The following is a 21,612-nucleotide window of genomic DNA, read 5'->3' as shown; positions in this document are numbered from 1 at the left end:
CGCCTGCGCGCGGGAACGGCGGCCCGCCTTCGGGTCGCGGCGCCGTACTGCGCGTTAGCGGCCGCACGCGGCCGGTTACGGGGGACACTACGCCATACGACCAGCGACCCGCTGAGCTGCACAATCCACGGATAACACAAGCTACATACATGTCGATATGGGAATCGGCCCACCTTGCCGGGCTGCGTAATTGCATCGGACTTGACTACCCATTTGCATTTTACTTGGTGACCGTTTGCAGATTACTTGACCATCACCAACTAAATCTGTCCCATTAGATTTAGTTGGCGTAAGGCCTTACATCTTAACGGCTGCTGTGTGCCAACAGCGGAAGTTGCTAACCGGATTTTTACTGAAGCTTGAGCAGCGATGCCACTTACTGATGCCTATCAGTAATGGGGCTCTTGATGATTCAAATAAAAAAGATTAAATTGATTGAGATTATTCCTATTTTATTGATCGTTTTCGCATGAGCTTGGAAAACCATGAATCAGATCTTCACTATATAAAACAACGAACTATGGAGGAAGCGTGGGCGGCGAAACTAAGAATATTGATGAGATTGCAGGTATCATTTCCAGTAGAATTTTTGATGAATTAGGCTGGAAAACCCAAAAAACAACGGATATAAGTTGGGACTGTTGTTTGAGATCTCATCTAAACGCTAAACAACTTTTATCTGAAAATCCAAAAAAAACTCACCCTACGGATGTAGTCTTCAAATATAGAGATCCTTATTCAGATATAACTCAGTATATACAAACAGATTTAAAATCTTATTGTGCCAGCACGCTTGACGGTACAAAATCAATATTGAGCTCTCTACGAAGTTTATCACAACAGGTAGCTTGCGCGCCAAGAAGTCCTGAGTGGCGGCGTCTATTTGTTGACAGTACAAATGAGAAATATCAAGTTAACGGCCTACTTTTTATATATAATCATGACAATAAATATGACTCTGATTTAATTGAGAAATTAAATGGAGCCGCCACAGCAAGTTATGATTTTCCAGAGAACTCTTTGATTGCAGTTTTTGACCCAACTATGATCAGATTTTTACTAGATGTTACAGAACACATTGAGACTAGAAGGGGGATTACTGACAAAGTAACACAAGAAACAAATATGTTATGGCAAAAAATTCCTGAGATAGAGAACTGCACATATTTTTACCCTGACAAGCATAATAAAATAGCAACGAAAGGGAAAATCCTTCCAGCCACAATTGAAATGATAACATCTGGCATGATTTTTTACTCATATGAACACGAATATATTAGAAATGATGATGGCGATAGAATAAGAAATAAAATATTGAATATTTTCTGGAAAGAAAAGGTTGATTCCAGTAATCACTTTATATTTCTTTTAGAGTATATATTTAACTATCAATTACTCAATCAATTTGACAAAATATTTGTTATAACTCCGTTCTCATCACACTCAAGCGTTCATTTGCAATCCGCCATTAATGATTACATAGGCATATATTCTTTCACTCAATCTCATATCGAAACGTTAAGGGAAAAAATAGTATCCATTCCTTTTGTTAATCAAAAGCTATCTATATTTGAGTACCAAGTTGCCAGCAAGCAGGTGAATAGAAAATGTCACTTTTCATAAGGAGTATGACATGAATAAATATCAAGCCACGTTGTTTTCAAACGAAAGTGACATTTATACTGCCCTCCACTCTAACAGTGCAAAAATCACAGATGTTACATTAAGGAAGATCGCCTTCAATCGAGGGATAATTTTCCCATCTGACTTATCAAAAGAGGTATTGATAGAAAAAATATCAGACCTGCCATTTTCATATAATCACATCAGAGAAGTACAAGATAAACTGGCAACCAAACCCAGCCAAGACGTCTTCTCAGTAAAACGTATATATGAAGAATTTGATATAGAGAAACTCTATGACGTTGTAAACAAAGTGAAAGAAAATAGACCCAAGTTGCTAGGGCATGAGAAAATTGATCATTACTCAGGGTTGCAAACCTACCATATATCTATTGATTACACTGAATTTGATTTTAGAAGGGGTAAATTTCAGCAGAAAAAATTGTACAGTGGGAGTATAATTTTCATAGTAAAAAAAGGATATGTTTCAGTGAGATATAACTATACACCACGCATTTCAGAAATTCTCAAGCAAATAATTGATACATATTCATCAACGGTTTGTAACAACATAATTGTCAACGAAATAGATTTATCAAGCATCGTTGATACTGATCTTAGGAACATTTTCGCTGTTCATCTTTATGATTTTGATGGAAATTATAAAAAAACAGGACTTGAATATGCTGGTCTTGAAAAGGTTAGAGTAAGCAGAATAAAAACATCTCTGGATATTAATGGAGATAATCTTGAAGGAAATGCTAACGAAGAAACACAAGAATTATTAAACAAGATTTCACCTTCTACAGATAACGAAAATGATGATGACATTAATAATCAGGAAATGGCATCTGACGATGATGAAAACCTAACTTTTAACATTAATAATGCCGCGTATGATGGCCTATCATTAGTGAACGCTCCTCAAATTAAGGAGCTGTGCAGTGATGGGTTTTATAGAAGCTTAATTCGATGGAAGTCATTTTCCTCAGTTGTTAAGAACCATACTATAACTTTTGAACTTAGTTTTGATGATAAATATCTTGGAAAAAATATAAAATTCAGAGCGTTATACAAAGAAAGCAACTCTGCATCCGCAGAGAGAGAAAAACTCAGTGACGCAGACTTTGATCAAGTCATGAAACAATTAGAAGAAAAAATATTTTTGATTAATGACTTTATTATCGAAGAGCATACCAAGCGATACCCAGTAACGAAAGCTATGTCTTGCGAGACTTTGAATCAGGAGGCTGGATGATGATAAAGGTAAAAATTTATAAAGCAGAAAAAGATATAACTAAAAGTGAGTTATTACACAAAGTAAATGACAACCTCTATGATGAAGATAAAGGATATGGTTTTCAAATCATTAATAACTCTGAAGTGCTTGAACTAAGATTTACCATGAGAAGCATTAGTAAGCAAAGCTTAGAATATGCTAATGGCGAGCATTCAGAGGTTGAAATAGCAACTTACTTAAATGTGGACTTTGGCGTCAGACAAGGGAAAAAAATTATACTATATGCCACTAACCCTCCATTAAGTATGAAAATGCCTTATACTATGGTGCAAAAACTATTTGGTGAAGATAGTGGATTGAGACCAGTAGAATTTGATCTGAGGAAAGTTGTAAATGGTCTTTCTGAGGGCTTTGACCTCAAGATAAAATCCATGTCTCTATCTAATATCTCTGTTGATCCTTTTACTTTAGCAAAGACAAAAATAGTAAGCTCAAAGAATCTCCAAGAAATTTATCAGAATAAATATATGAATAGCTCGGCCGTTTTTGATTCCGTACATTTCTTCGTTAACGGAATTGAAACGGAATTATCTAGGACGGGTAGATTCCGTGTGAGAGAGAGTCAACTTCCAACACTTTTATCCATCTTAGAAACTCTCTGAATTTTGTGAAATATATAAGGAACTCAGGCCTACTTCGTCAGTAGGCCTCTTTTCAGGTTTGTGCTTATCTAGTCATTGATTTGATCGTAATGATTCACATAGGATGCTGTTAGCAATGTCCGCTCTTCGCTCATAGCTGCCGGTCAACTCGGAAGGAAACTGTCTCTATTTTCTGTTGGAGATGACCAAGAGAAGTGCAAACAGGCAGTCAAGTAAAATGCAAATGGGGAGTCAAGTGAATGCAAATACCCACCGGGCGCCGCTGCCGCGTGGGAATCGGCCCACCTTGCCAGGCGCTGCTGCCGTGTGGAAATCCGCCCATCTTGCCGGGCGCCGCTGCCGTGTGGAAATCCGCCCATCTTGCCGGGCGCCGCTGCCGCGTGGAAATCCGCCCATCTTGCCGGGCGCCGCTGCCGCGTGGGAATCGGCCCACCTTGCCAGGCGCCGCTGCCACGTGGGAATCGGCCCATCTTGCCGGGCGCTGCTGCCGCGTGGGAATCGGCCCACCTTGCCGGGCGCCGCTGCCGTGTGGAAATCGGCCCACCTTGCCAGGCGCCGCTGCCACGTGGGAATCGGCCCATCTTGCCGGGCGCTGCTGCCGCGTGGGAATCGGCCCACCTTGCCGGGCGCCGCTGCCGTGTGGAAATCCGCCTATCTTGCCGGGCGCCGCTGCCGCGTGGGAATCGGCCCACCTTGCCAGGCGCCGCTGCCGTGTGGAAATCCGCCCATCTTGCCGGGCGCCGCTGCCGTGTGGAAATCCGCCCATCTTGCCGGGCGCCGCTGCCGCGTGGGAATCGGCCCACCTTGCCAGGCGCCGCTGCCACGTGGGAATCGGCCCACCTTGCCGGGCGCCGCTGCCGTGTGGAAATCCGCCCATCTTGCCGGGCGCCGCTGCCGCGTGGGAATCGGCCCACCTTGCCAGGCGCCGCTGCCACGTGGGAATCGGCCCACCTTGCCGGGCGCCGCTGCCATGTGGAAATCCGCCCATCTTGCCGGGCGCCGCTGCCGCGTGGGAATCGGCCCACCTTGCCAGGCGCCGCTGCCACGTGGGAATCGGCCCACCTTGCCGGGCGCCGCTGCCGTGTGGAAATCCGCCCACCTTGCCAGGCGCCGCTGCCACGTGGGAATCGGCCCACCTTGCCGGGCGCCGCTGCCGTGTGGAAATCCGCCCATCTTGCCGGGCGCCGCTGCCGCGTGGGAATCGGCCCACCTTGCCAGGCGCCGCTGCCACGTGGGAATCGGCCCACCTTGCCGGGCGCCGCTGCCGTGTGGGAATGCACCCACCTTCCTGACGGAAATTAAAAAAACCTGTCAAATGACAGGCTCAAAGGTGCTGGTTTATGTCAGACGGGATTTTGCTTATCGAGTATTGAGAACAAAAACTTCCCTGAATCATCAATACGGTACTTAGCAAACAAGGGGGTTTTCTCGTTTATCTGCTTTAATGCAGGATCAAGAAAAGATCGTTTCAATTCTGCCAGATTCTTCTGTTGGGATTCCGGCAAAAGGAAACGGTCATTTAACCAAGCATGAGTAGTAACCCATAAGCCTGAAGATTTGAATTGAGCAAGACTTTCATAAAGGCGGATCGTCCGGGGATTTCGAAGACTGCCACAATCGCGGAGCGAGTAGGTGGTGAACTGGTTCGTCAGGCCGTAAATGTACGGCAGGAGTTTATGGTTAAATTCGATTTCCCAGATACCACGAGCTGATCGGCTGCCAGCCTCTGTTAGCCAGGGGCGCGCGACGCAGTCAAAACGCCCTTCTTTCGGGTAAAAGATTACCGCAGAACGGCTTAACTCAAACACGCCTTCTTTAACATCCTTGATAGCCTGGTTACGGCTTACCTGAAAAATTTGCTGATAGTCAGCCACCTTTACTTTGAAAGTAGAGTCACCGAGTACAGCCATCTCATCATCATCTTCGCTTACTGAAGCTGTGAAATACGTCTGCATAAGGCATAACCAGAGAACGCGCTTTGCTTTTAGCGAGAGGTAGTAAGCAGCTTCGGTAAGCTCGTTAGACTGCTTAACTTTTATCTTTTTGTTCAGCAACTTATCCATGCGCCTTGCCTTTGTGGGTTAAAAATTACTCTCCACACTACCACAAAGTTCAAACAAGTAAATACATTTTTTACAGTTTCGCATAAGGTGGGCCAATTCCCATAACAAGGTGGGCTAATTCCCATAGTAAGGTGGGCTGTTTCCCATAGATAGGTGGGGAAAATCCCATAACAAGGTGGGCGGATTCCCAGAGATAACACTTATTTATGATTTTAAATCAATGAGTTATATAGCTCTAAAAGACTTTAAAAAGATAAAAAATCTATAAAATACCTTTTAAAAATATGCCTGTGGATATGTGCATATCATCGCTTACCAGCGCCGCTTCGCGGCTCGGTCAACCCCTCAGAACCGCGAAAACAAGTTTCGCAGTTCTGAGGGGTTCATGTTTTAATCCGAGCATGGCGCCAGCACCTTCGCGGCACCATCGAGGCCCGCGCTGCTGCCGCACCGGGCCTCACCCTCAAATAAAATAAAGTTTATAAAAATCGTACTTGTATTGACCCCTGTTTATTCTGAGTATATCCTTTCTGTAACCAAAACTACGGAGGCGCCACAGATGGCTCAGAAAAACAGAATTTCAGAAACAGAATGGAAACAGCTGCTGCCGCAAATGGCTTCCTTTGCACACATCACAACAGATATTGGCTATTCCGTGCTTGTCAAAGGTGAGAAATCATCAGACGTAGCCACGCGAGTAGGCCGTTCCAAGCAAAACATTTCCAGCACCGTTAAGCGAATCTGGGATTTGTACCAGAACACCACTCTTAAAGCCGAGAACGGCGAACCATTAAAATTAGTTCAGGTCTGGATACCAGCAAGCCTTGCTGAAACTGTTTTAAAAGAAGCCGCGAAGTACAGCATTAATAACATCACGACCTCGGAAATGGAAAAAAAATAAAGTCCGAAAGGACTTTATTTTAAGACTACTAACGCGGCTTTATTACAGTGCTCGCCACCACAGTAAACCACTATCCCCGGTTTACCCCAGAGATTGATATGACACACCGGGCAGCTGTACTTTTCCCGGTTTGTTTTGTTCACCGGCGCTTCAGGCGGCGGGGTTACAAATCGCATGGCCTCTATGATCTCGTCGTCGAGTTCAACCGGGTCGCGCCCTTCCTCCACCTCCTGTTCGTGTTCGCTATCATCTTCCTCGTCGTCAATATAGCCTTTTCCTGTAGGGCTTAGCACAGCGCCAGGCTTAGGCTGGTAAGGCGGAAACCTGTCCATCCAGGAAAGCCGGAAATGGCCTGTCAGCAGTTCATCACAGGCCATATCGAAAAGGCCACCGGCAATAATATAATGGGTCATGCTCTGGCCCACTTTCCTGCCTCCCGGTTCGCCGGTATCAGAAGGCATTAGTCCTACCCGTTCCATCCGGGCCGCCCACTGTTTGTTGTGATAGCCACGGCGGCCAGGCTCGCCAAAATGGAATTGCCACTGATGAACCATCTCATGCACCAGTGTTGAAAGCGTGGCCTTTATGGTTCTGATCGAGAAATACACCGGATTCATAGCGATCTCGTCTACCGTGTACCCACTCTCACGGCCGACGAAACGCTTAAAGGAACAATAGCCATACGTTCGCTTCTCACGCTGCAACGTTATCAGGCATGGCGGCAGCTCGTTGCTGAATAGCTTCTCATTGAAAAAATCGTAGGCTCTCTGAAGTTCATCGTAGGTTTCGGGCGTAGGCAAATTCACTGCTAACCTCACATATATGTATTGTGCAATACACATAATTTAGCTGATCTTTTATACAGAGGAAACGGCTTTTACCGAAAACCGCGAAACCGTGCCGAAACTTGTTTCGGCCGGTTGAGGGGTTAACCGGCCCGTGTACGGCGCCGGTAATTATTTGATGGTGGCTATTGGTATTGAGCGCCAGTCTGTCGTGTAATCAGGTGACAACATCTGACGACGCATGGCAAAGGAGTTATCGATGCCCTGGCCTGCAAAAAAAAGCTGGCTCTTTCCACGCCGGTTTATACCATCAAGAACAGCCATTAAAGCCTCGCTGCCAGCTGAAGGCGTAGCAGAGTCGAATAAATCAAGCTGGGCCTCCTTCCCGCTAAAATCTGCCAGCATGACCCCTGCTTTTGCATACGCAATATCTTCCCGCCAGATCCGCGCCAGCGCGGCTTGTGCTGCCTGAATTATCGTGCGGCTGTCCTGGGTTGCCACCGTCAGTTTTTCGGTTGCCTGATTGGCATACTGTGTATCACGCACTGAATAAGGACTGGTACGGATAAAGACGCTTATGACGCGGCAGTATTGCCTCTCATTACGCAGTTTTTCAGCTGCGCGCGCTGCAAATCCGGTGACAGCCTGCTGCATGTCCGTCAGGGTTTCTACGCGTTGGCCGAATGAGCGCGACACAACAATCTGCTGCTTCGCAGGAGGGTTTTCTCCCAGGCTGAAGCAAGCCTCGCCGCGCAACTCCCGTACCGTTCTTTCAAGCACAACGCCGAATGTTTTACGGATTAGGCGCGTATCTGCCCTGGCTAAATCCAGCACCGTTTTGATCCCCATTGTGGCGAGTGCTTTCTCTGTACGATGGCCGACGCCCCAGACTTCCGCAACCGGCAGGATGCTCATTAATTTCTTCAGTCTGGCGCCATCGTCCAGAGCAACCACCCCGCCAGTAGCGGGCCATGTTTTTGCAGCGTGGTTACACAGCTTCGCCAGCGTCTTAGTACGGGCAATACCGACCCCGCATACCAGCGTTGTGTGTCGCCTGACTTCCTCGCGCAGTTGGCGCCCGAAAGCGTCAAGGCTCATGGCGGCCGTTATCCCTTTGCAGTCAACAAAAAGCTCGTCGATTGAATACTGTTCGACGTGGCTTGCAAGGGACTCAACTACGGCCGCGAACCGGGCCGACATGGAGGCATAGAGAGTGTAATTAGAGCTAAAAATAGCGATGTTATGACGCTCGATTATGGGTCTGACTTTGAAGTACGGATCGCCCATTTTCAGGCCCGCTTTCTTCGCCAGGTAATTACGGGCCACAATGTTGCCGTCATTGTTGGATAAAACGGCCACTGCTCGGTTTGCCAGATCTGGCCTAAATGCCTGCTCACAGCTGGCGTACATGCCATTGACATCAATCAGCGCAAACATACCGGATGCTCGATAAGGGAATGCGTAACCACTCCCCAGATTTCAACGCTCTCATTATCCGGGTCAATGTAGTACACAGGAAAATCTTTGTTCATCGGCATCAGGCAGGGTCTGGGCCTCAGCAGTAGCCGCTTCACGGTAAATTCATTATGGATGCAGGCGACTACGATTGAGCCGTGGCTGGCCGTCAGCGAGCGATCCACAACCAGTACGTCACCATCATGGATGCGGCCATCTTCCATTGACGAGCCAGAAACCCGTAGGAAGTAAGTTGCTGAAGGGTGACGAACACAATACTCATGCAGGTTTAACTCCTGCTTTTCATAGCCCTGGGCCGGGCTGGGGAACCCCGCAGAAATTCTTTGCAGATAAAAAGGGATGCTGTGTACCCGGCTGGCGCCGGAGCTTTCAAAAATATCGACCTTCATAGCGATCTACCAAATCACTGTTTACTTATACAGTATCGCTGTTATGGTCAGGTTGGCAAGTTTTACAGGTACTCTACTATATGTAGTGCTGCTTCAGCTGCCAACGAACGCTATATATAGTGTTTGTTGGCTTTCTGTTTTCTCAGTGTCCCCTGTAACCGGCCGCGTGGCGGCGGGCTAGCAGGGAGGGGGGGTGGCCTGTCGCTCCGGTCAGTCCCGCAGTTTCCGGCGATTTGCCCCCGGTGTCCGGTGGAGTCCGGCGAGGTCGCCTTCCATGCTCTGACGGGCATAAAATTAGGTAAATATAATCCGTACTTATATTGACTTTAACGCCCCATTGTACGATAATTAAAAAGTGGCAGGTGATGTGCCTGCCGCTTAACCATCGCCGGTATCGGCTTTAAGAGGAAGTATCATGGAAACTATCGAAATCACCGCCCGCTACATTTCTGAAAACGCCCGCATGAACTTCATGCCTGCGGCATTTCGTGGCGCTTTCTTCAGCGCAGATCACTTCATTCAGTCCTTTCTGAATCGTTACGCTAAAGACTACCAGGGAGGGTATTGGGAATACCTTCAGGCCAGCAATGGCGCGTTTTTTATGGAAGCGCCCCAACCTCTTTGGCTCTCGTTACCTAACTATTTTGAAGGTGAATGCAGCGCGCGCGAAGTAGGGATTATTGTTTGTCTGTATGCCTACAGTTACTTTTGCGGGCTGGCATATGAAGAAGGCAAAGCCGAACTGAACGAAACGATGGCTAACCGGTATCACCTGTTGCGGGAGTACGTTAATACGCTGGAGAACGAAAGCCAGAATCGTATTTATCGTGCCATTGATTAACTGATAACCAGGCGGGCAAAGCCCGCCTTATCGTGACTGTCACGCTCAGGGGAAACTATGTTAGCGACACTTCAACACCCTACCGCCTGGCAATTGCCAGATCGGTTAATGCTTTTGGAACTGTTAATGTTCGATTACCGTAATTCCGATCAGGAGCGCTACGGCCAGCAAATCTATCACCACTATCGTAAACAGGGTAATCATCGCTGGGATACTTCTGTTCATCAGGATAGCGGCGGCCAATACGCGATTATTTTCCGGCACTCCTTCAGCAAAAAACAGGCTGATGGCGTTAAGCGAACGATGATCCGCGATGAAACCGTTATACGGGCAGGTACGGCGCAGGAGCTGACAGAAGCGACATTTCCCGACTTCCAGGATAGCGATATTCTGAAGGCGTCGGATTTCTTTAAGTCGCTTATCCAGCGCAAAGCGGCAGACGTAACACAAACCGATATTTGAGGATCAGCGATGCTGAACAAAACCGAAAACAACACCAACATTAGTAGTATCAACCCCTGTTCTACAGAGAGCCTAATAGCCGTGACGGGAAATGATGGAGAGACGCATATCATTCAGCGTGAGTTAATATCCCACTCTGTTGAAGGGCATGAAGCCACAATCATTCACCTTGTAACCGGGAAGTCGATAAGGGTTTCTTTGTCATCTGAAATTCTGGCAAAAAAACTAGGCATTACCGTGTCTGAATAACGGGTTTTGTTGCTTGTTATAAGGTTTTATCCGTGTGTGGCAGAGTTCTAAAAAGGGAAACGTGAGAGATTATGAATACGATTAGTATAACGGAAATCGTGTTGAGTGTGCTTCTTGCGGGCGCTTTGGGGCCGGTTTTATTACGTCGAAAAAAAGGTCTGCTGTTACTGTTGTTGATTCTGGTCTGCACGATACTTTTGCTTCATGGTGTCACTACGATTTACTGATGTGGTCGAAAATCTTTAAAAGCGAACCCCCGGACGTCACCCCTCCGGGGCCGTTCTGCTGTGCTGCGCATCGAGCCGCTACGCGTCTCGCCCCGCTCACGCGGGCAGCTGCCACTGACGCCTCCGGCCTGCGGCCTCCGCGCTCCGCTTGGCAACCCCTTCCCCTGCTGCCGCTCATTTCCCCTTCAGCCTCCTATCATGATTCGTCTCCTGCATTATCCGTGGATTGTGCAGCTCAGTGGGGCGCTGGCCGTGACGGTGCGGTGTCCCCCGTAACCGGCCGCGCGGCGGCCGCTAACGCGCAGTACGGCGCCGCGACCCGCAGGCGGGCCGCCGTACCCGCGCGCAGGCGCGCGGCGCCCACTGCGCACCCCCGTGGGGGACGTGCGGCAGCTGCGTGGCGGCGGGCTGGGTTATGGCTTAGCAGGGAGGGGGGTGGCCTGTTGCTCCGGTCAGTCCCGCAGTTTCCGGCGATTTGCGGCCGGTGTCCGGTGGAGTCCGGCGCGGTCGCCTTCCATGCCCTGACGGGCATAAAAACAGGTAAATAAATTCCGTACTTGTATTGACTTTAAAGGCATAATCACCGATAATTAAATCATCGGGAGGCAACACCGCCACCCGAAAAATTGCCGATATCGGCTCACTAAGGAGCAAGCATGACTACAGTTACCACCCCTTCCCAACTGAAAAAAGAAGTCGAATCTCAGAAAGAATTATTGCTGCGCGCCTGCCTCGAAGCGTTCAACCAGCTGCCTAATCAGCGCCTGCAAGGCGCTTTCCAATCGACGTATGCACTGGCGGCAAAATTAAGCCAGCTGCTGCAACAAACTAAATAGCACTGACTGCCCGGCCAAGCCGGGCCTTTAGGCGATTTCTGAGCCGCCTAAAGAAACAAGCCCGGATTGACCGGGCTTGTTTCTTTCCGCTGCGCGGCCGTTCACGTATAGGAAATTGAAAGCCTTTCTTGTCTGCGTTGAATCCCTGAAAGAGAAGAACATGATCCGCAATCCCCGCCCTGAAGGGCGGGGAGCAGTCAAGGTTTCTGGCTTAGGTCTTCCCTGCCTTGCTTTCCGGTCAGTGCCGGTTGCAGAACTTTACCAGGTTTAAGCAGTCAGGCGTATAGCTGGCGCATTCAGTCTACAAAGCAGAACAGCACGCGAACGTCACCCTGCATATTCAGCTTTTTCAGCGCACCCAGGTGCAAAAAGTACCGTTCACCCAGGAATAGCCGTAGGTATCCGGTTCCAGGAATTGCCGGTGGTTTTTGTTTCTGTGTAAATGTGTATTGCACAATACACTACAAATTTAGTTCATTGGCTTCGACGGCAAGCCAGCAGTTAAAGGTTTCGCCTTTCCGTTCACCCTCGCACCCCCCCTCCGCTTTCAGCTTTCCGCAAGCCTGGCATTTTCCCAGCTGTGCCTTCTGCTCCTGCCACTGCTGCCAGTTGCGGATAAGCAGCAGCTGGAAAAATTCGTTCGTTGAATAAGGCGTTCGTCCAGGACGGCGAACCCGGCACAGCTCCTGCAACATTGCTTCTTCCTGTTTTGTTAGCGTGACTGTCACGCTTGTGCCTTCTTCCTTGAGCCGCGCGCGGCGGCGGGCCTGGCGTATACGGGCCAGTTCTCGCTGTCGGTCATTCATTATTTTTCTCCCCGTGATGGTCACGCGCGACTGTCACGATGAATTAAAACGGGCATTGCCCCTGCGGGGCCGTTCTGCCGTGCTGCGCTTCGAGCCGGTTCCCGTCTCGCCCCGCTTACGCGGGCGGCGGCCACTAATGCCTCCGGCCTTCGGCCTCCGCGCTCCGCTTGACAAAAAAACCGGGACACGCCCGGTTTGCTTTATCTCAGTAAAAGTATCGCTATCGCGGCGCCTACTGCGGCGCCCACGATGGTGCAGCCAGCTGTAATAAAAAGGATCTGACGGGTAAACGTCTCAGCACTGGACGCCTGCGCGCGGCGGAATTTAGTTAGAAATTCCTCGCGCGCCTTAGCATCATCACTAATTGCCAGGCTAATTGAACGCTGGTTTTCTACTAAAGCCCGTTTAAAAGAGTCTGCCGTCTCTCCTAAACTTTCGGTGTCTTTTGCCAGCTTTTCCGAAAGCTCAGAAAGTTTCTGCGTCATTTCTTTCTGAGTTGCGGTGATTTCCTTCGCGTCACCTAAAAACCAGTCCATCAGAACTTCTAATTTATCCGGCTGCTTTTCCATTTTATTCTCCCATTAAAGCCGCATATGCTTTATCGAGATTAGCTTTTACCGGAATCGCCTGTTTCATGTATGTATAACGGCGTGCCAGTTTTTTGCGCTCGTCAGCATCGGTTGTTTGTTTTGCACGGGATTTGAATTCTTCTGGATCTTCAGCGGTCAATACTTCGAATGAGATACGGTGAAACGCCAGATATTCGAAAACCTCACTGTTATAAATAACAGCCTTCTTGCTTATTTTGCCAATCTTCGTTTCTTTGACAAACTCAAACACCGGCGCCAGCACATCTTCTACTTCACTGTCTGGACTAATACGGTTTGGAACAAAGATAATTTTCTTGCTGCTCACGCCCGCTTTACTTAACGTGTGTGCCGTTTTCAGGCTTTCATCAATCGCCTTATTATCCGGCGTCACCGGGATTACATATTTATCAAATTCGTTCGCGCCACTGTCAAAGCGAGACATAGCCATCAGGAACGCTTCAACGTTTGACGCGCCAATATCAATAATGCCTGCATCTTCAAAAACAATATCCTCAATCAAACGTGAGAAGTCGTCACCTTTAAAACTGGTCACATTTTCAATACCCAGATCGGAAGCAGACTGGTTGATAGTCTCTACCGCATAGAACTTTGCACCAGTCAGGCGCGGGGCTAACAGGTAAGATGAAATTAATGTTTTACCAACACTGCCACTGTAATTAATTACCGCTACTTTCATAAATCACCTCAGAATTTTTTGTTGAACTTCTTAGGGTTGAAATCCTCACCGATTTTATTGAAGAACTCTTTATCAATAATGCCGGGACTCTCTGCTTTTTCACTTTCCTGCGCTTCAGGCTCAGACGGTTGTGTATTGTGCAATACACTTTCCGCTGCACCCTTCGCGCTACTCTTATCATGTGTATTGTGCAATACATTTTTTCGGTTTTGCCGCGTTCTATACAGTGCCATCTCAAGCCCTTTGGCTGTTACCGAAAAGCTGTATTCGCTGTCGAGGATTTCAGCAATTTCATGCCGCGTTAGCCCTCTGTCCAGCCAGTTCTCGATTTCATTTAGGCGCAATCTGACAGCAGCCGATAAGTTGCGGGGTTTCAGATCTGCTGGTTTATTCATAACCCCCTCCGTTGTATGAAGATGACTCTACAACACTCGTAAGAAGGGGTCAATCCAGTTTTGTAGTTTATTTGTAGTTTTCTTGTAGTCTATTAGTAGTCTGCCACGGTTTTAGTAGTTTCTTTGTAGTTTCTTTGTAGTTTCCTTGTAGTCTATTAGTAGTCTGACAACGCTAAGGTAAATCGTTTTTTGTAGTTTATCTGTAGTTTATCTGTAGTTTATCTGTAGTTTTTGGTTGCTCAGATGGTCATGCAAGCATGACCATCAAAGAATAGGACGCTTTTTAGCCAAATGACCCTTAACCTACGGAGATCGCTCCTACCAAAAAAGATGATTTTTTATCCCTTAACCTGCTATACACCTAACGCAGCGCGATAAATCACGCTATCGTACTGATTTAAAAGATAAAAAAATAAATAGCGTCAATATTCGGTAATAATTAGGTATTAAAAACACCAAATAACCCATTGTTTTATAATGAGTTTGCTTTATTACTTTGGTAATACTAAGATTTCAGCTTGTTAGATCCCAATTTTTTGTTTAAGAAATGCACAATGTGAGGACTGAATGCCAATAATAACCGCAAAAGTATCAGATGAACTTTTGGCCTATATAGACCTGGTTTCAGGAGGTAATCGGTCAGATTATCTGCGGCGCTGCATTGAAGCTGGCCCAGGTGATCGGGAGTCCGGGTTGAAAATAGTTGCCGACCGGCTGAGCGACGTAAATCGCAAACTGGATTATCTTTTTGACCGTGCTTCAGATGCGGATTTTGGCCCACTGCGCGATGAGCTGAAGGCAATAACCGAAACGCTATCTGGCGTAAAATTCCCACCGGCAGGACAGATGATGTTGCATGAATCACTCGCTATTGAAACGCTAATCCTCCTGCGCTCGATAGCAGAACCGGGCAAAACCAAAGCGGCAAAAGCAGAGGTTGAACGTAACGGCTACAAAGTCTGGGAACCAAAAAAGGAGCGCTGAAATGGACGATAGAGAAAGAGGCTTAGCATTTTTATTTGCAATTACTTTGCCTCCAGTGATGGTATGGTTTCTAGTTGCAAAATTTACCTACGGTATTGATCCATCCACGGCTAAATACCTGATTCCGTATCTGGTTAAGAATACTTTTTCGCTATGGCCTTTATGGTCAGCTTTAATTGCTGGCTGGTTTATTGGTGTTGGCGGTCTGATCGCTTTTATCATTTATGATAAATCACGCGTGTTTAAAGGCGAAAGATTCAAAAAGATTTATCGTGGTACAGAGCTTGTTCGCGCCAGAACACTCGCTGATAAAACACGCGAAAGAGGTGTCAACCAGTTAACCGTGGCTAATATCCCCATACCTACATACGCTGAGAACTTGCATTTTTCGATTGCCGGTACAACCGGTACTGGTAAAACCACAATTTTCAATGAACTGTTATTTAAGAGCATCATTAGAGGCGGCAAAAATATTGCTTTAGATCCAAATGGGGGGTTCTTAAAGAATTTCTATCGTCCCGGCGATGTTATTTTAAACGCCTATGATAAACGCACTGAAGGCTGGGTGTTTTTCAATGAAATTCGCCGTTCATATGATTACGAGCGTTTAGTGAACTCTATTGTTCAGGAAAGCCCTGATATGGCTACTGAAGAATGGTTCGGCTATGGCCGTCTTATTTTTAGTGAAGTTTCGAAAAAACTTCACAGCCTATACAGCACAGTAACTATGGAAGAAGTTATTCACTGGGCCTGTAACGTTGACCAGAAAAAATTAAAAGAATTTTTAATGGGGACGCCTGCCGAAGCTATTTTTTCCGGGTCTGAAAAAGCAGTTGGAAGCGCGCGATTTGTTCTCAGTAAGAATCTTGCCCCACATTTGAAAATGCCGGAAGGTAATTTTTCCCTGCGTGACTGGCTTGATGATGGAAAGCCGGGAACCCTGTTTATCACCTGGCAGGAAGAAATGAAAAGGTCACTTAATCCGCTAATTTCCTGCTGGCTGGATTCGATTTTTTCTATCGTGCTGGGTATGGGTGAAAAAGAAAGCCGCATTAATGTATTTATTGACGAGCTGGAATCACTCCAGTTTCTGCCAAACCTCAACGATGCACTGACCAAAGGGCGTAAAAGCGGTCTGTGTGTTTATGCTGGCTATCAAACCTATTCTCAGCTGGTTAAGGTTTATGGTCGGGATATGGCTCAGACAATTCTGGCTAACATGCGTTCTAACATCGTGCTGGGCGGCAGCCGTCTCGGTGATGAAACGTTGGATCAAATGTCGCGCTCACTCGGTGAGATAGAAGGCGAAGTTGAGCGTAAAGAATCCGATCCTCAGAAGCCCTGGATTGTCCGTAAACGCCGCGACGTTAAAGTTGTTCGTGCCGTAACGCCTACCGAAATATCAATGTTGCCAAACCTCACCGGCTATCTGGCGTTGCCTGGTGATATGCCCGTCGCTAAGTTCAAGGCTAAACACGTTAAATACCATCGCAAAAACCCTGTTCCTGGCATTGAACTGAGGGAGATCTGATGCTTGATATAACCACGATTACCCGCCAGAACGTCACTAGCGTTGTGGGCTACTACTCTGATGCAAAGGATGATTACTACAGTAAGGATTCATCATTCACGTCCTGGCAGGGAACCGGAGCTGAAGCCCTCGGCTTATCCGGGGACGTTGAATCAGCCCGGTTTAAAGAGCTGCTTGTCGGAGAGATAGATACCTTCACGCATATGCAGCGACACGTGGGTGATGCCAAAAAAGAGCGTCTGGGCTACGACCTGACGTTTTCAGCGCCTAAAGGGGTATCCATGCAGGCGCTGATACACGGCGATAAAACCATTATCGAGGCTCATGAAAAAGCTGTTGCCGCTGCTGTGCGTGAAGCTGAAAAACTCGCGCAGGCCCGGACGACTCGCCAGGGGAAATCAGTAACCCAGAATACCAATAACCTTGTCGTCGCTACTTTCCGCCACGAAACTTCCAGGGCGCTAGATCCTGATTTGCACACACACGCTTTTGTCATGAACATGACCCAGCGCGAGGACGGCCAGTGGCGCGCGCTCAAAAATGATGAGCTGATGCGTAACAAAATGCACCTGGGCGATGTTTACAAACAGGAGCTGGCGTTGGAGTTGACCAAAGCCGGTTATGAGCTGCGTTACAACAGCAAAAATAACACGTTCGATATGGCCCATTTTTCAGATGAACAGATTCGCGCTTTTTCCCGCCGGTCGGAGCAAATTGAAAAGGGACTCGCTGCAATGGGTCTGACGCGGGAAACCGCCGATGCTCAGACGAAAAGCCGCGTCTCGATGGCTACGCGTGAAAAGAAAACAGAGCATTCCCGTGAAGAAATTCACCAGGAATGGGCCAGCCGCGCCAAAACGCTCGGCATTGATTTTGATAACCGTGAATGGCAGGGACACGGTAAACCTCTGGAGGCTGATATAGCGCGCAACATGGCCCCGGATTTTACCAGCCCGGAGGTTAAAGCTGACCGGGCTATCCAGTTTGCAGTTAAGTCGCTGTCAGAGCGCGATGCCAGCTTTGAACGCCAGAAGCTGATTCAAATCGCTAATAAGCAGGTGCTGGGCCATGCCACAATAGCCGATGTTGAAAAAGCGTACCTGAAGGCGGTACAGAAGGGCGCCATCATCGAGGGCGAAGCCCGGTATCAATCAACTCTGAAGGTCGGTGCTTCAGTTATGGCCGAAACTCTGACGCGCAAAGAGTGGATCGACTCGCTGACGAATAGCGGGATGCGTGCGGATAAAGCCCGTTTTGCGGTAGATGATGGTATTAAAAACGGCAGGCTTAAAAAGACCAGCCACCGCGTCACTACCGTGGAGGGTATTCGCCTTGAGCGTTCCATTCTGACTATCGAATCACGCGGCCGGGGGCAGATGCCGCGACAGCTGACCGCAGAGATTGCAGGCCAGCTGCTTGCCGGGAAAACCCTCAAGAAGGAGCAGATGCGCGCGGTTACAGAAATTGTGACGAGCAAAGATCGGTTTGTGGCCGCACATGGTTACGCCGGTACCGGTAAAAGCTATATGACGATGGCCGCTAAAGAGCTGCTGGAGTCACAAGGGCTGAAGGTCACGGCGCTGGCCCCCTATGGGACACAGAAAAAAGCGCTTGAAGATGATGGATTACCGGCCCGCACCGTTGCCGCTTTCCTCAAAGCGAAGGATAAAAAGCTGGATGAAAAATCAGTCGTATTCATTGATGAAGCCGGGGTTATACCCGCCCGACAGATGAAACAGCTGATGGAGGTGATCGAGAAGCATAACGCTCGCGCGGTATTCCTGGGGGATACGTCACAGACGAAAGCGGTAGAAGCCGGTAAGCCTTTTGAGCAGCTGATTAAAGCAGATATGCAGACCAGCTACATGAAAGACATTCAGCGACAGAAGAATGAAGTTTTGCTTGAGGCGGTTAAGTATGCCGCTGAAGGTAATGCCGCGCGCGCCCTGAAAAATATCACCGGCGTGAACGAACTGAAGGAAGAAGCGCCCCGACTCGCTCAACTTGCCGATCGCTACCTGTCTCTGTCCTCAGAACAACAGGATGCCACCCTGATAATCTCTGGTACGAACGCCTCACGCAAAACCCTCAATGACTACATCCGGGGCAATCTGGGGCTTGCCGGAACCGGCGAAACGTTCACGCTACTTGACCGCGTGGATTCGACACAGGCGGAACGCCGCGACAGCCGTTATTTCAGTAAAGGGCAAATCATTATCCCCGAACAGGATTACAAAAATGGTATGAAGCGGGGCGAGTCTTACCAGGTTCTTGATACCGGGCCGGGCAACAAATTGACGGTTGAAAGCAGCAGCGGTGAGCAGATCGCTTTCAGCCCGCGTACACACACCAAGCTGTCTGTATACCAGGCAGTCAGCGCCGAACTGGCGCCGGGCGATAAGGTTATGGTAACGCGTAACGATAAAACGCTGGACGTTGCCAACGGCGACCGCTTCACGGTGAAAACCGTGGAGGGTGAAAAACTGACGCTTGAGGACAAAAAAGGGCGCACGGTTGAGCTGGACAAAAAACAGGCTTCTTATCTTTCCTATGCTTATGCAACCACCGTCCACAAATCCCAAGGGCTTACCTGTGATCGCGTGTTGTTCAACATAGATACCAAATCGCTTACCACTTCTAAGGACGTTTTTTATGTTGGTATTTCGCGTGCGCGTCATGAGGTGGAAATTTTTACCGACGATAAAAAATCTTTGGCATCGAGCGTGAGCCGCGACAGCCCGAAAACCACGGCCGCAGAAATTGACCGTTTCTTTGGGCTTGAGGCCAGGTTTAAGGATATTGGCCGCGATACCAGTTTAGAAACCCGATCAGCTGAAAAAGGTCTGCCAGAAGCCACGGGGGAAAGCATGGCGTTTAACCAGAAACCCGATGAACATAACATGACAACCGGCACTGATTATCAGCCGGTGAGCAACGCAGAGGACGCCTTTCATCTTAAGCAGAACCCTATGGATGATTCCGTTGGCCTGCGGCGTCATGAAGCACAGCAAAATGATGCAGAGCTGGCCCATGATTATGCTGCTGCCGACGATCAGCAGTGGAGCGCGCAGGAGTATGCCGATTACGAGCATTATGCCGAAGCATCAGACTACGACTTTGACAGCAGCATTTACGACGATTACGCCATGCCGCAGACGTCTCAGGCGGAACAGAGCCATACCGGAAAAGAACACACCCATGAGCATGAGCATGAAGAAGGGGGCCATGAAATCTGATGGAGCAGACCGACAAGCGCAAGCAGGATAAACTGAAGTTCGACCGGGTAATTAATCTGGCGCGCAGACTGCCGCAACCGGCGATCCATGACTTACTACGCGCGCTGATACTGCCAATTCAGGCCGATTACTTGCTGGCCGTTGGCACGGAGGGCCAGGACGCGCGCCCGGACATGAACGAGCGCGAGTTCTTCTTCACAAAAATCATCTGGGCGATGGATTACACGCACATGAAATCACTCAGGCTTGCAGCTGAAGATTTTCCCCTGGCGCTTGCGACGGCCAAGATCCTGCCGTGGCCGTGGGGTGAATCAAGCTACCGGAGTGCTTTAGCCGATATAGGCAGCGCTAAGGGCAATCCGTGGGTACAGGATATTAACCACCGCGTTACTTTGTGAGTTCTTGAAATTCTATTCTTGATTGCATATCATCTCAACGAGTTTCGATAAGAAAGGATGCGCATGCGACCGTCTGTTGTGCTTGACATGAAGCGAAGCGCAGTGCGTGAAGCGGTAGGCCGCTTTCGCGCCGCGAACCCGCGCGTCTTCGGCTCGGTGCTGCATGGCACCGACCGGGATGGCAGCGACCTCGACCTGTTGGTCGATGCGCTGCCCGGTGCCACGTTGTTGGACTTGGGCGATTTGGAAGAAGAACTGAAATCGCTGCTCGGCGTTGACGTCGATCTGCTGACTCCCGGCGACCTGCCGCCGAAGTTCCGGGCCAAGGTGCTCGCGGAGGCGCAACCGATATGAGCGAGAACCGCCTGCCCGATTACCTCGACCACATTCAGCAGGCCGCAACCGATGCGCGCAGCTTCGTGGAAGGGATGGCCAAAGACGACTTCTTGGCCGACAAGCGCACCCAGCAGGCCGTCATCATGAGCCTGATCGTCATCGGCGAGGCGGCCACAAAGGTGATGGATGGCTACGTCGAGTTCACCCAGGCGCATGCCGACGTGCCGTGGCGCAGCATGCGCAATATGCGTAATCGCATGGCTCACGGCTATTTCGACATCAACCTCGATGTGGTGTGGGAGACGGTACAGGAATGGCTGCCGGCGTTGCTCCAGCAATTGCCCGCCGTGCGTCAGGATGCCGACGATGAAGACCGTAACGACAACTGTGAAAGAGGGATCTCCGATGACTGTTGAATCGAGAATATTTTCTGTAGCCGAGTATGTTCAGCCGTCCGAAGGCGAGCCTATTCGTTCCGTTGTGCTTGAAACCCGAGACTCAATTATCGTGGTTTGGCATGTCCATCCCGGGCAGGAAATTGCGGCTCACATTCATCCTCACGGCCAAGACACGTGGACTGTTTTGTCGGGAATGGCTGATTACTTTCAGGGCAATGGGATTGTTCGTGCCCTCAGGGAAGGTGAGATAGCCGTGGCAAGACCGGGCCAAGTGCACGGGGCGCGAAATACAGGTACCGAGCCATTTGTGTTAGTCTCGGTTGTGGCATCAGCCAATGCCGGTTTCGTATTGGCTGAGCGATAGAGCCCAATCTCTGGAGTTGGTCCAATGAGCGGTCGGGGAGATAGGTAACAGACATGCAGCGGACACGGCTGCTAAACCAGGTCGCAAACCTCCTTGCGTCGCAGCGTGCCGCAAGCGACGCGA

At 48.9% G+C, this 21,612-nt stretch carries 23 protein-coding genes; 15 read left to right on the top strand and 8 right to left on the bottom strand.

The window, feature by feature from the left end:
• Nucleotides 1-531: 531 nt before the first annotated feature.
• Genes H7R58_RS25100 through H7R58_RS25090 form a run of 3 tightly spaced genes read left to right on the top strand, consistent with a single transcriptional unit; the run spans nt 532 to nt 3,525 of the window.
• On the top strand, nt 532-1,623 hold the full coding sequence (locus tag H7R58_RS25100) for a hypothetical protein (RefSeq protein ID WP_113535022.1): 1,092 nt from the start codon (nt 532-534) through the stop codon (nt 1,621-1,623).
• Between the two features lie 10 nt (nt 1,624-1,633).
• Nucleotides 1,634-2,881, top strand: coding sequence for a hypothetical protein (locus H7R58_RS25095; RefSeq protein ID WP_032650528.1), 1,248 nt, complete (start codon nt 1,634-1,636; stop codon nt 2,879-2,881).
• Complete coding sequence (locus H7R58_RS25090) at nt 2,878-3,525, top strand: hypothetical protein (RefSeq protein WP_050489294.1); 648 nt, start codon at nt 2,878-2,880, stop codon at nt 3,523-3,525. The genes H7R58_RS25095 and H7R58_RS25090 overlap by 4 nt, the downstream gene beginning before the upstream one ends.
• A gap of 1,343 nt (nt 3,526-4,868) precedes the next feature.
• Here H7R58_RS25090 and H7R58_RS25085 read toward each other — a convergent pair.
• On the bottom strand, nt 4,869-5,588 hold the full coding sequence (locus H7R58_RS25085; RefSeq protein WP_012561120.1) for a replication initiation protein: 720 nt from the start codon (nt 5,586-5,588) through the stop codon (nt 4,869-4,871).
• Nucleotides 5,589-6,147: 559 nt separating this feature from the next.
• On the opposite strand from H7R58_RS25085, the gene ardK reads away from it, so the two are divergent.
• The gene (gene ardK / locus H7R58_RS25080) at nt 6,148-6,489 is read left to right on the top strand and encodes an antirestriction protein ArdAB regulator ArdK (RefSeq protein ID WP_000057569.1); all 342 of its coding nucleotides are present in this window, start codon (nt 6,148-6,150) and stop codon (nt 6,487-6,489) included.
• Between the two features lie 14 nt (nt 6,490-6,503).
• Here ardK and H7R58_RS25075 read toward each other — a convergent pair whose 3' ends face one another.
• The 3 genes from H7R58_RS25075 to mucA form a co-directional block, all read right to left on the bottom strand.
• Complete coding sequence (locus H7R58_RS25075; protein ID WP_012561121.1) at nt 6,504-7,295, bottom strand: SprT-like domain-containing protein; 792 nt, start codon at nt 7,293-7,295, stop codon at nt 6,504-6,506.
• 150 nt (nt 7,296-7,445) lie between these two features.
• Nucleotides 7,446-8,711 (bottom strand): translesion error-prone DNA polymerase V subunit MucB, encoded by a 1,266-nt coding sequence (mucB, locus tag H7R58_RS25070; protein ID WP_012561122.1) that lies wholly within the window; start codon nt 8,709-8,711, stop codon nt 7,446-7,448.
• Nucleotides 8,699-9,139: a translesion error-prone DNA polymerase V autoproteolytic subunit MucA gene (gene mucA / locus H7R58_RS25065; RefSeq protein ID WP_000861760.1), complete on the bottom strand. Its 441-nt coding sequence runs from the start codon at nt 9,137-9,139 to the stop codon at nt 8,699-8,701. Before mucA ends, mucB begins: the two co-directional genes overlap by 13 nt.
• Before the next feature lie 415 nt (nt 9,140-9,554).
• Here mucA and ardB point away from each other — a divergent pair, with 415 nt between their 5' ends.
• From ardB to ccgAI, 4 genes are all read left to right on the top strand, one after another.
• Complete coding sequence (ardB, locus tag H7R58_RS25060) at nt 9,555-9,980, top strand: antirestriction protein ArdB (RefSeq protein ID WP_000447669.1); 426 nt, start codon at nt 9,555-9,557, stop codon at nt 9,978-9,980.
• Nucleotides 9,981-10,037: 57 nt separating this feature from the next.
• The gene (ardR, locus tag H7R58_RS25055; protein WP_000881513.1) at nt 10,038-10,442 is read left to right on the top strand and encodes an antirestriction protein ArdAB regulator ArdR; all 405 of its coding nucleotides are present in this window, start codon (nt 10,038-10,040) and stop codon (nt 10,440-10,442) included.
• Between the two features lie 9 nt (nt 10,443-10,451).
• Nucleotides 10,452-10,691, top strand: a complete 240-nt coding sequence (locus H7R58_RS25050) for a hypothetical protein (protein WP_000932975.1) — start codon at nt 10,452-10,454, stop codon at nt 10,689-10,691.
• 883 nt (nt 10,692-11,574) lie between these two features.
• The gene (ccgAI, locus tag H7R58_RS25045) at nt 11,575-11,754 is read left to right on the top strand and encodes a protein CcgAI (RefSeq protein ID WP_012561134.1); all 180 of its coding nucleotides are present in this window, start codon (nt 11,575-11,577) and stop codon (nt 11,752-11,754) included.
• Nucleotides 11,755-12,215: 461 nt separating this feature from the next.
• On the opposite strand, the gene H7R58_RS25040 is transcribed toward ccgAI, so the two are convergent.
• From H7R58_RS25040 to stbA, 4 genes are all read right to left on the bottom strand, one after another.
• Entirely contained in the window at nt 12,216-12,560 is a 345-nt protein-coding gene (locus H7R58_RS25040; RefSeq protein ID WP_012561137.1) for a hypothetical protein, read from the bottom strand.
• A 200-nt stretch (nt 12,561-12,760) separates the two neighbouring features.
• Nucleotides 12,761-13,129 (bottom strand): plasmid stabilization protein StbC, encoded by a 369-nt coding sequence (gene stbC / locus H7R58_RS25035; RefSeq protein ID WP_012561138.1) that lies wholly within the window; start codon nt 13,127-13,129, stop codon nt 12,761-12,763.
• A 1-nt stretch (nt 13,130) separates the two neighbouring features.
• Nucleotides 13,131-13,847 carry a StbB family protein gene (gene stbB, locus H7R58_RS25030; protein ID WP_012561139.1) on the bottom strand — a complete coding sequence of 239 codons (717 nt, stop codon included), beginning with the start codon at nt 13,845-13,847 and terminating at the stop codon, nt 13,131-13,133.
• Between the two features lie 8 nt (nt 13,848-13,855).
• Entirely contained in the window at nt 13,856-14,242 is a 387-nt protein-coding gene (gene stbA, locus H7R58_RS25025; RefSeq protein WP_013279398.1) for a plasmid stabilization protein StbA, read from the bottom strand.
• Nucleotides 14,243-14,809: 567 nt separating this feature from the next.
• Between stbA and H7R58_RS25020 the strand changes: the two genes are divergently transcribed.
• From H7R58_RS25020 to H7R58_RS24990, 7 genes are all read left to right on the top strand, one after another.
• Nucleotides 14,810-15,226: a hypothetical protein gene (locus tag H7R58_RS25020; protein ID WP_001749975.1), complete on the top strand. Its 417-nt coding sequence runs from the start codon at nt 14,810-14,812 to the stop codon at nt 15,224-15,226.
• Nucleotide 15,227: 1 nt separating this feature from the next.
• Nucleotides 15,228-16,757 carry a type IV secretion system DNA-binding domain-containing protein gene (locus H7R58_RS25015; protein ID WP_000342688.1) on the top strand — a complete coding sequence of 510 codons (1,530 nt, stop codon included), beginning with the start codon at nt 15,228-15,230 and terminating at the stop codon, nt 16,755-16,757.
• Nucleotides 16,757-19,993 carry a MobF family relaxase gene (gene mobF, locus H7R58_RS25010; protein ID WP_012561142.1) on the top strand — a complete coding sequence of 1,079 codons (3,237 nt, stop codon included), beginning with the start codon at nt 16,757-16,759 and terminating at the stop codon, nt 19,991-19,993. The genes H7R58_RS25015 and mobF overlap by 1 nt, the downstream gene beginning before the upstream one ends.
• Entirely contained in the window at nt 19,993-20,391 is a 399-nt protein-coding gene (locus H7R58_RS25005) for a DUF6710 family protein (protein ID WP_012561143.1), read from the top strand. The genes mobF and H7R58_RS25005 overlap by 1 nt, the downstream gene beginning before the upstream one ends.
• A gap of 63 nt (nt 20,392-20,454) precedes the next feature.
• Entirely contained in the window at nt 20,455-20,745 is a 291-nt protein-coding gene (locus H7R58_RS25000) for a nucleotidyltransferase family protein (protein ID WP_001247892.1), read from the top strand.
• On the top strand, nt 20,742-21,143 hold the full coding sequence (locus H7R58_RS24995; RefSeq protein WP_001293886.1) for a HepT-like ribonuclease domain-containing protein: 402 nt from the start codon (nt 20,742-20,744) through the stop codon (nt 21,141-21,143). The genes H7R58_RS25000 and H7R58_RS24995 overlap by 4 nt, the downstream gene beginning before the upstream one ends.
• Nucleotides 21,133-21,489 (top strand): cupin domain-containing protein, encoded by a 357-nt coding sequence (locus H7R58_RS24990; protein WP_000215515.1) that lies wholly within the window; start codon nt 21,133-21,135, stop codon nt 21,487-21,489. Before H7R58_RS24995 ends, H7R58_RS24990 begins: the two co-directional genes overlap by 11 nt.
• Nucleotides 21,490-21,612: the final 123 nt, after the last annotated feature.

The organism is Klebsiella sp. WP4-W18-ESBL-05 (genome assembly GCF_014169075.1).
Classification (GTDB): domain Bacteria; phylum Pseudomonadota; class Gammaproteobacteria; order Enterobacterales; family Enterobacteriaceae; genus Kluyvera; species Kluyvera ascorbata_B.
This window is presented reverse-complemented; position numbering and strand designations above follow the sequence as displayed.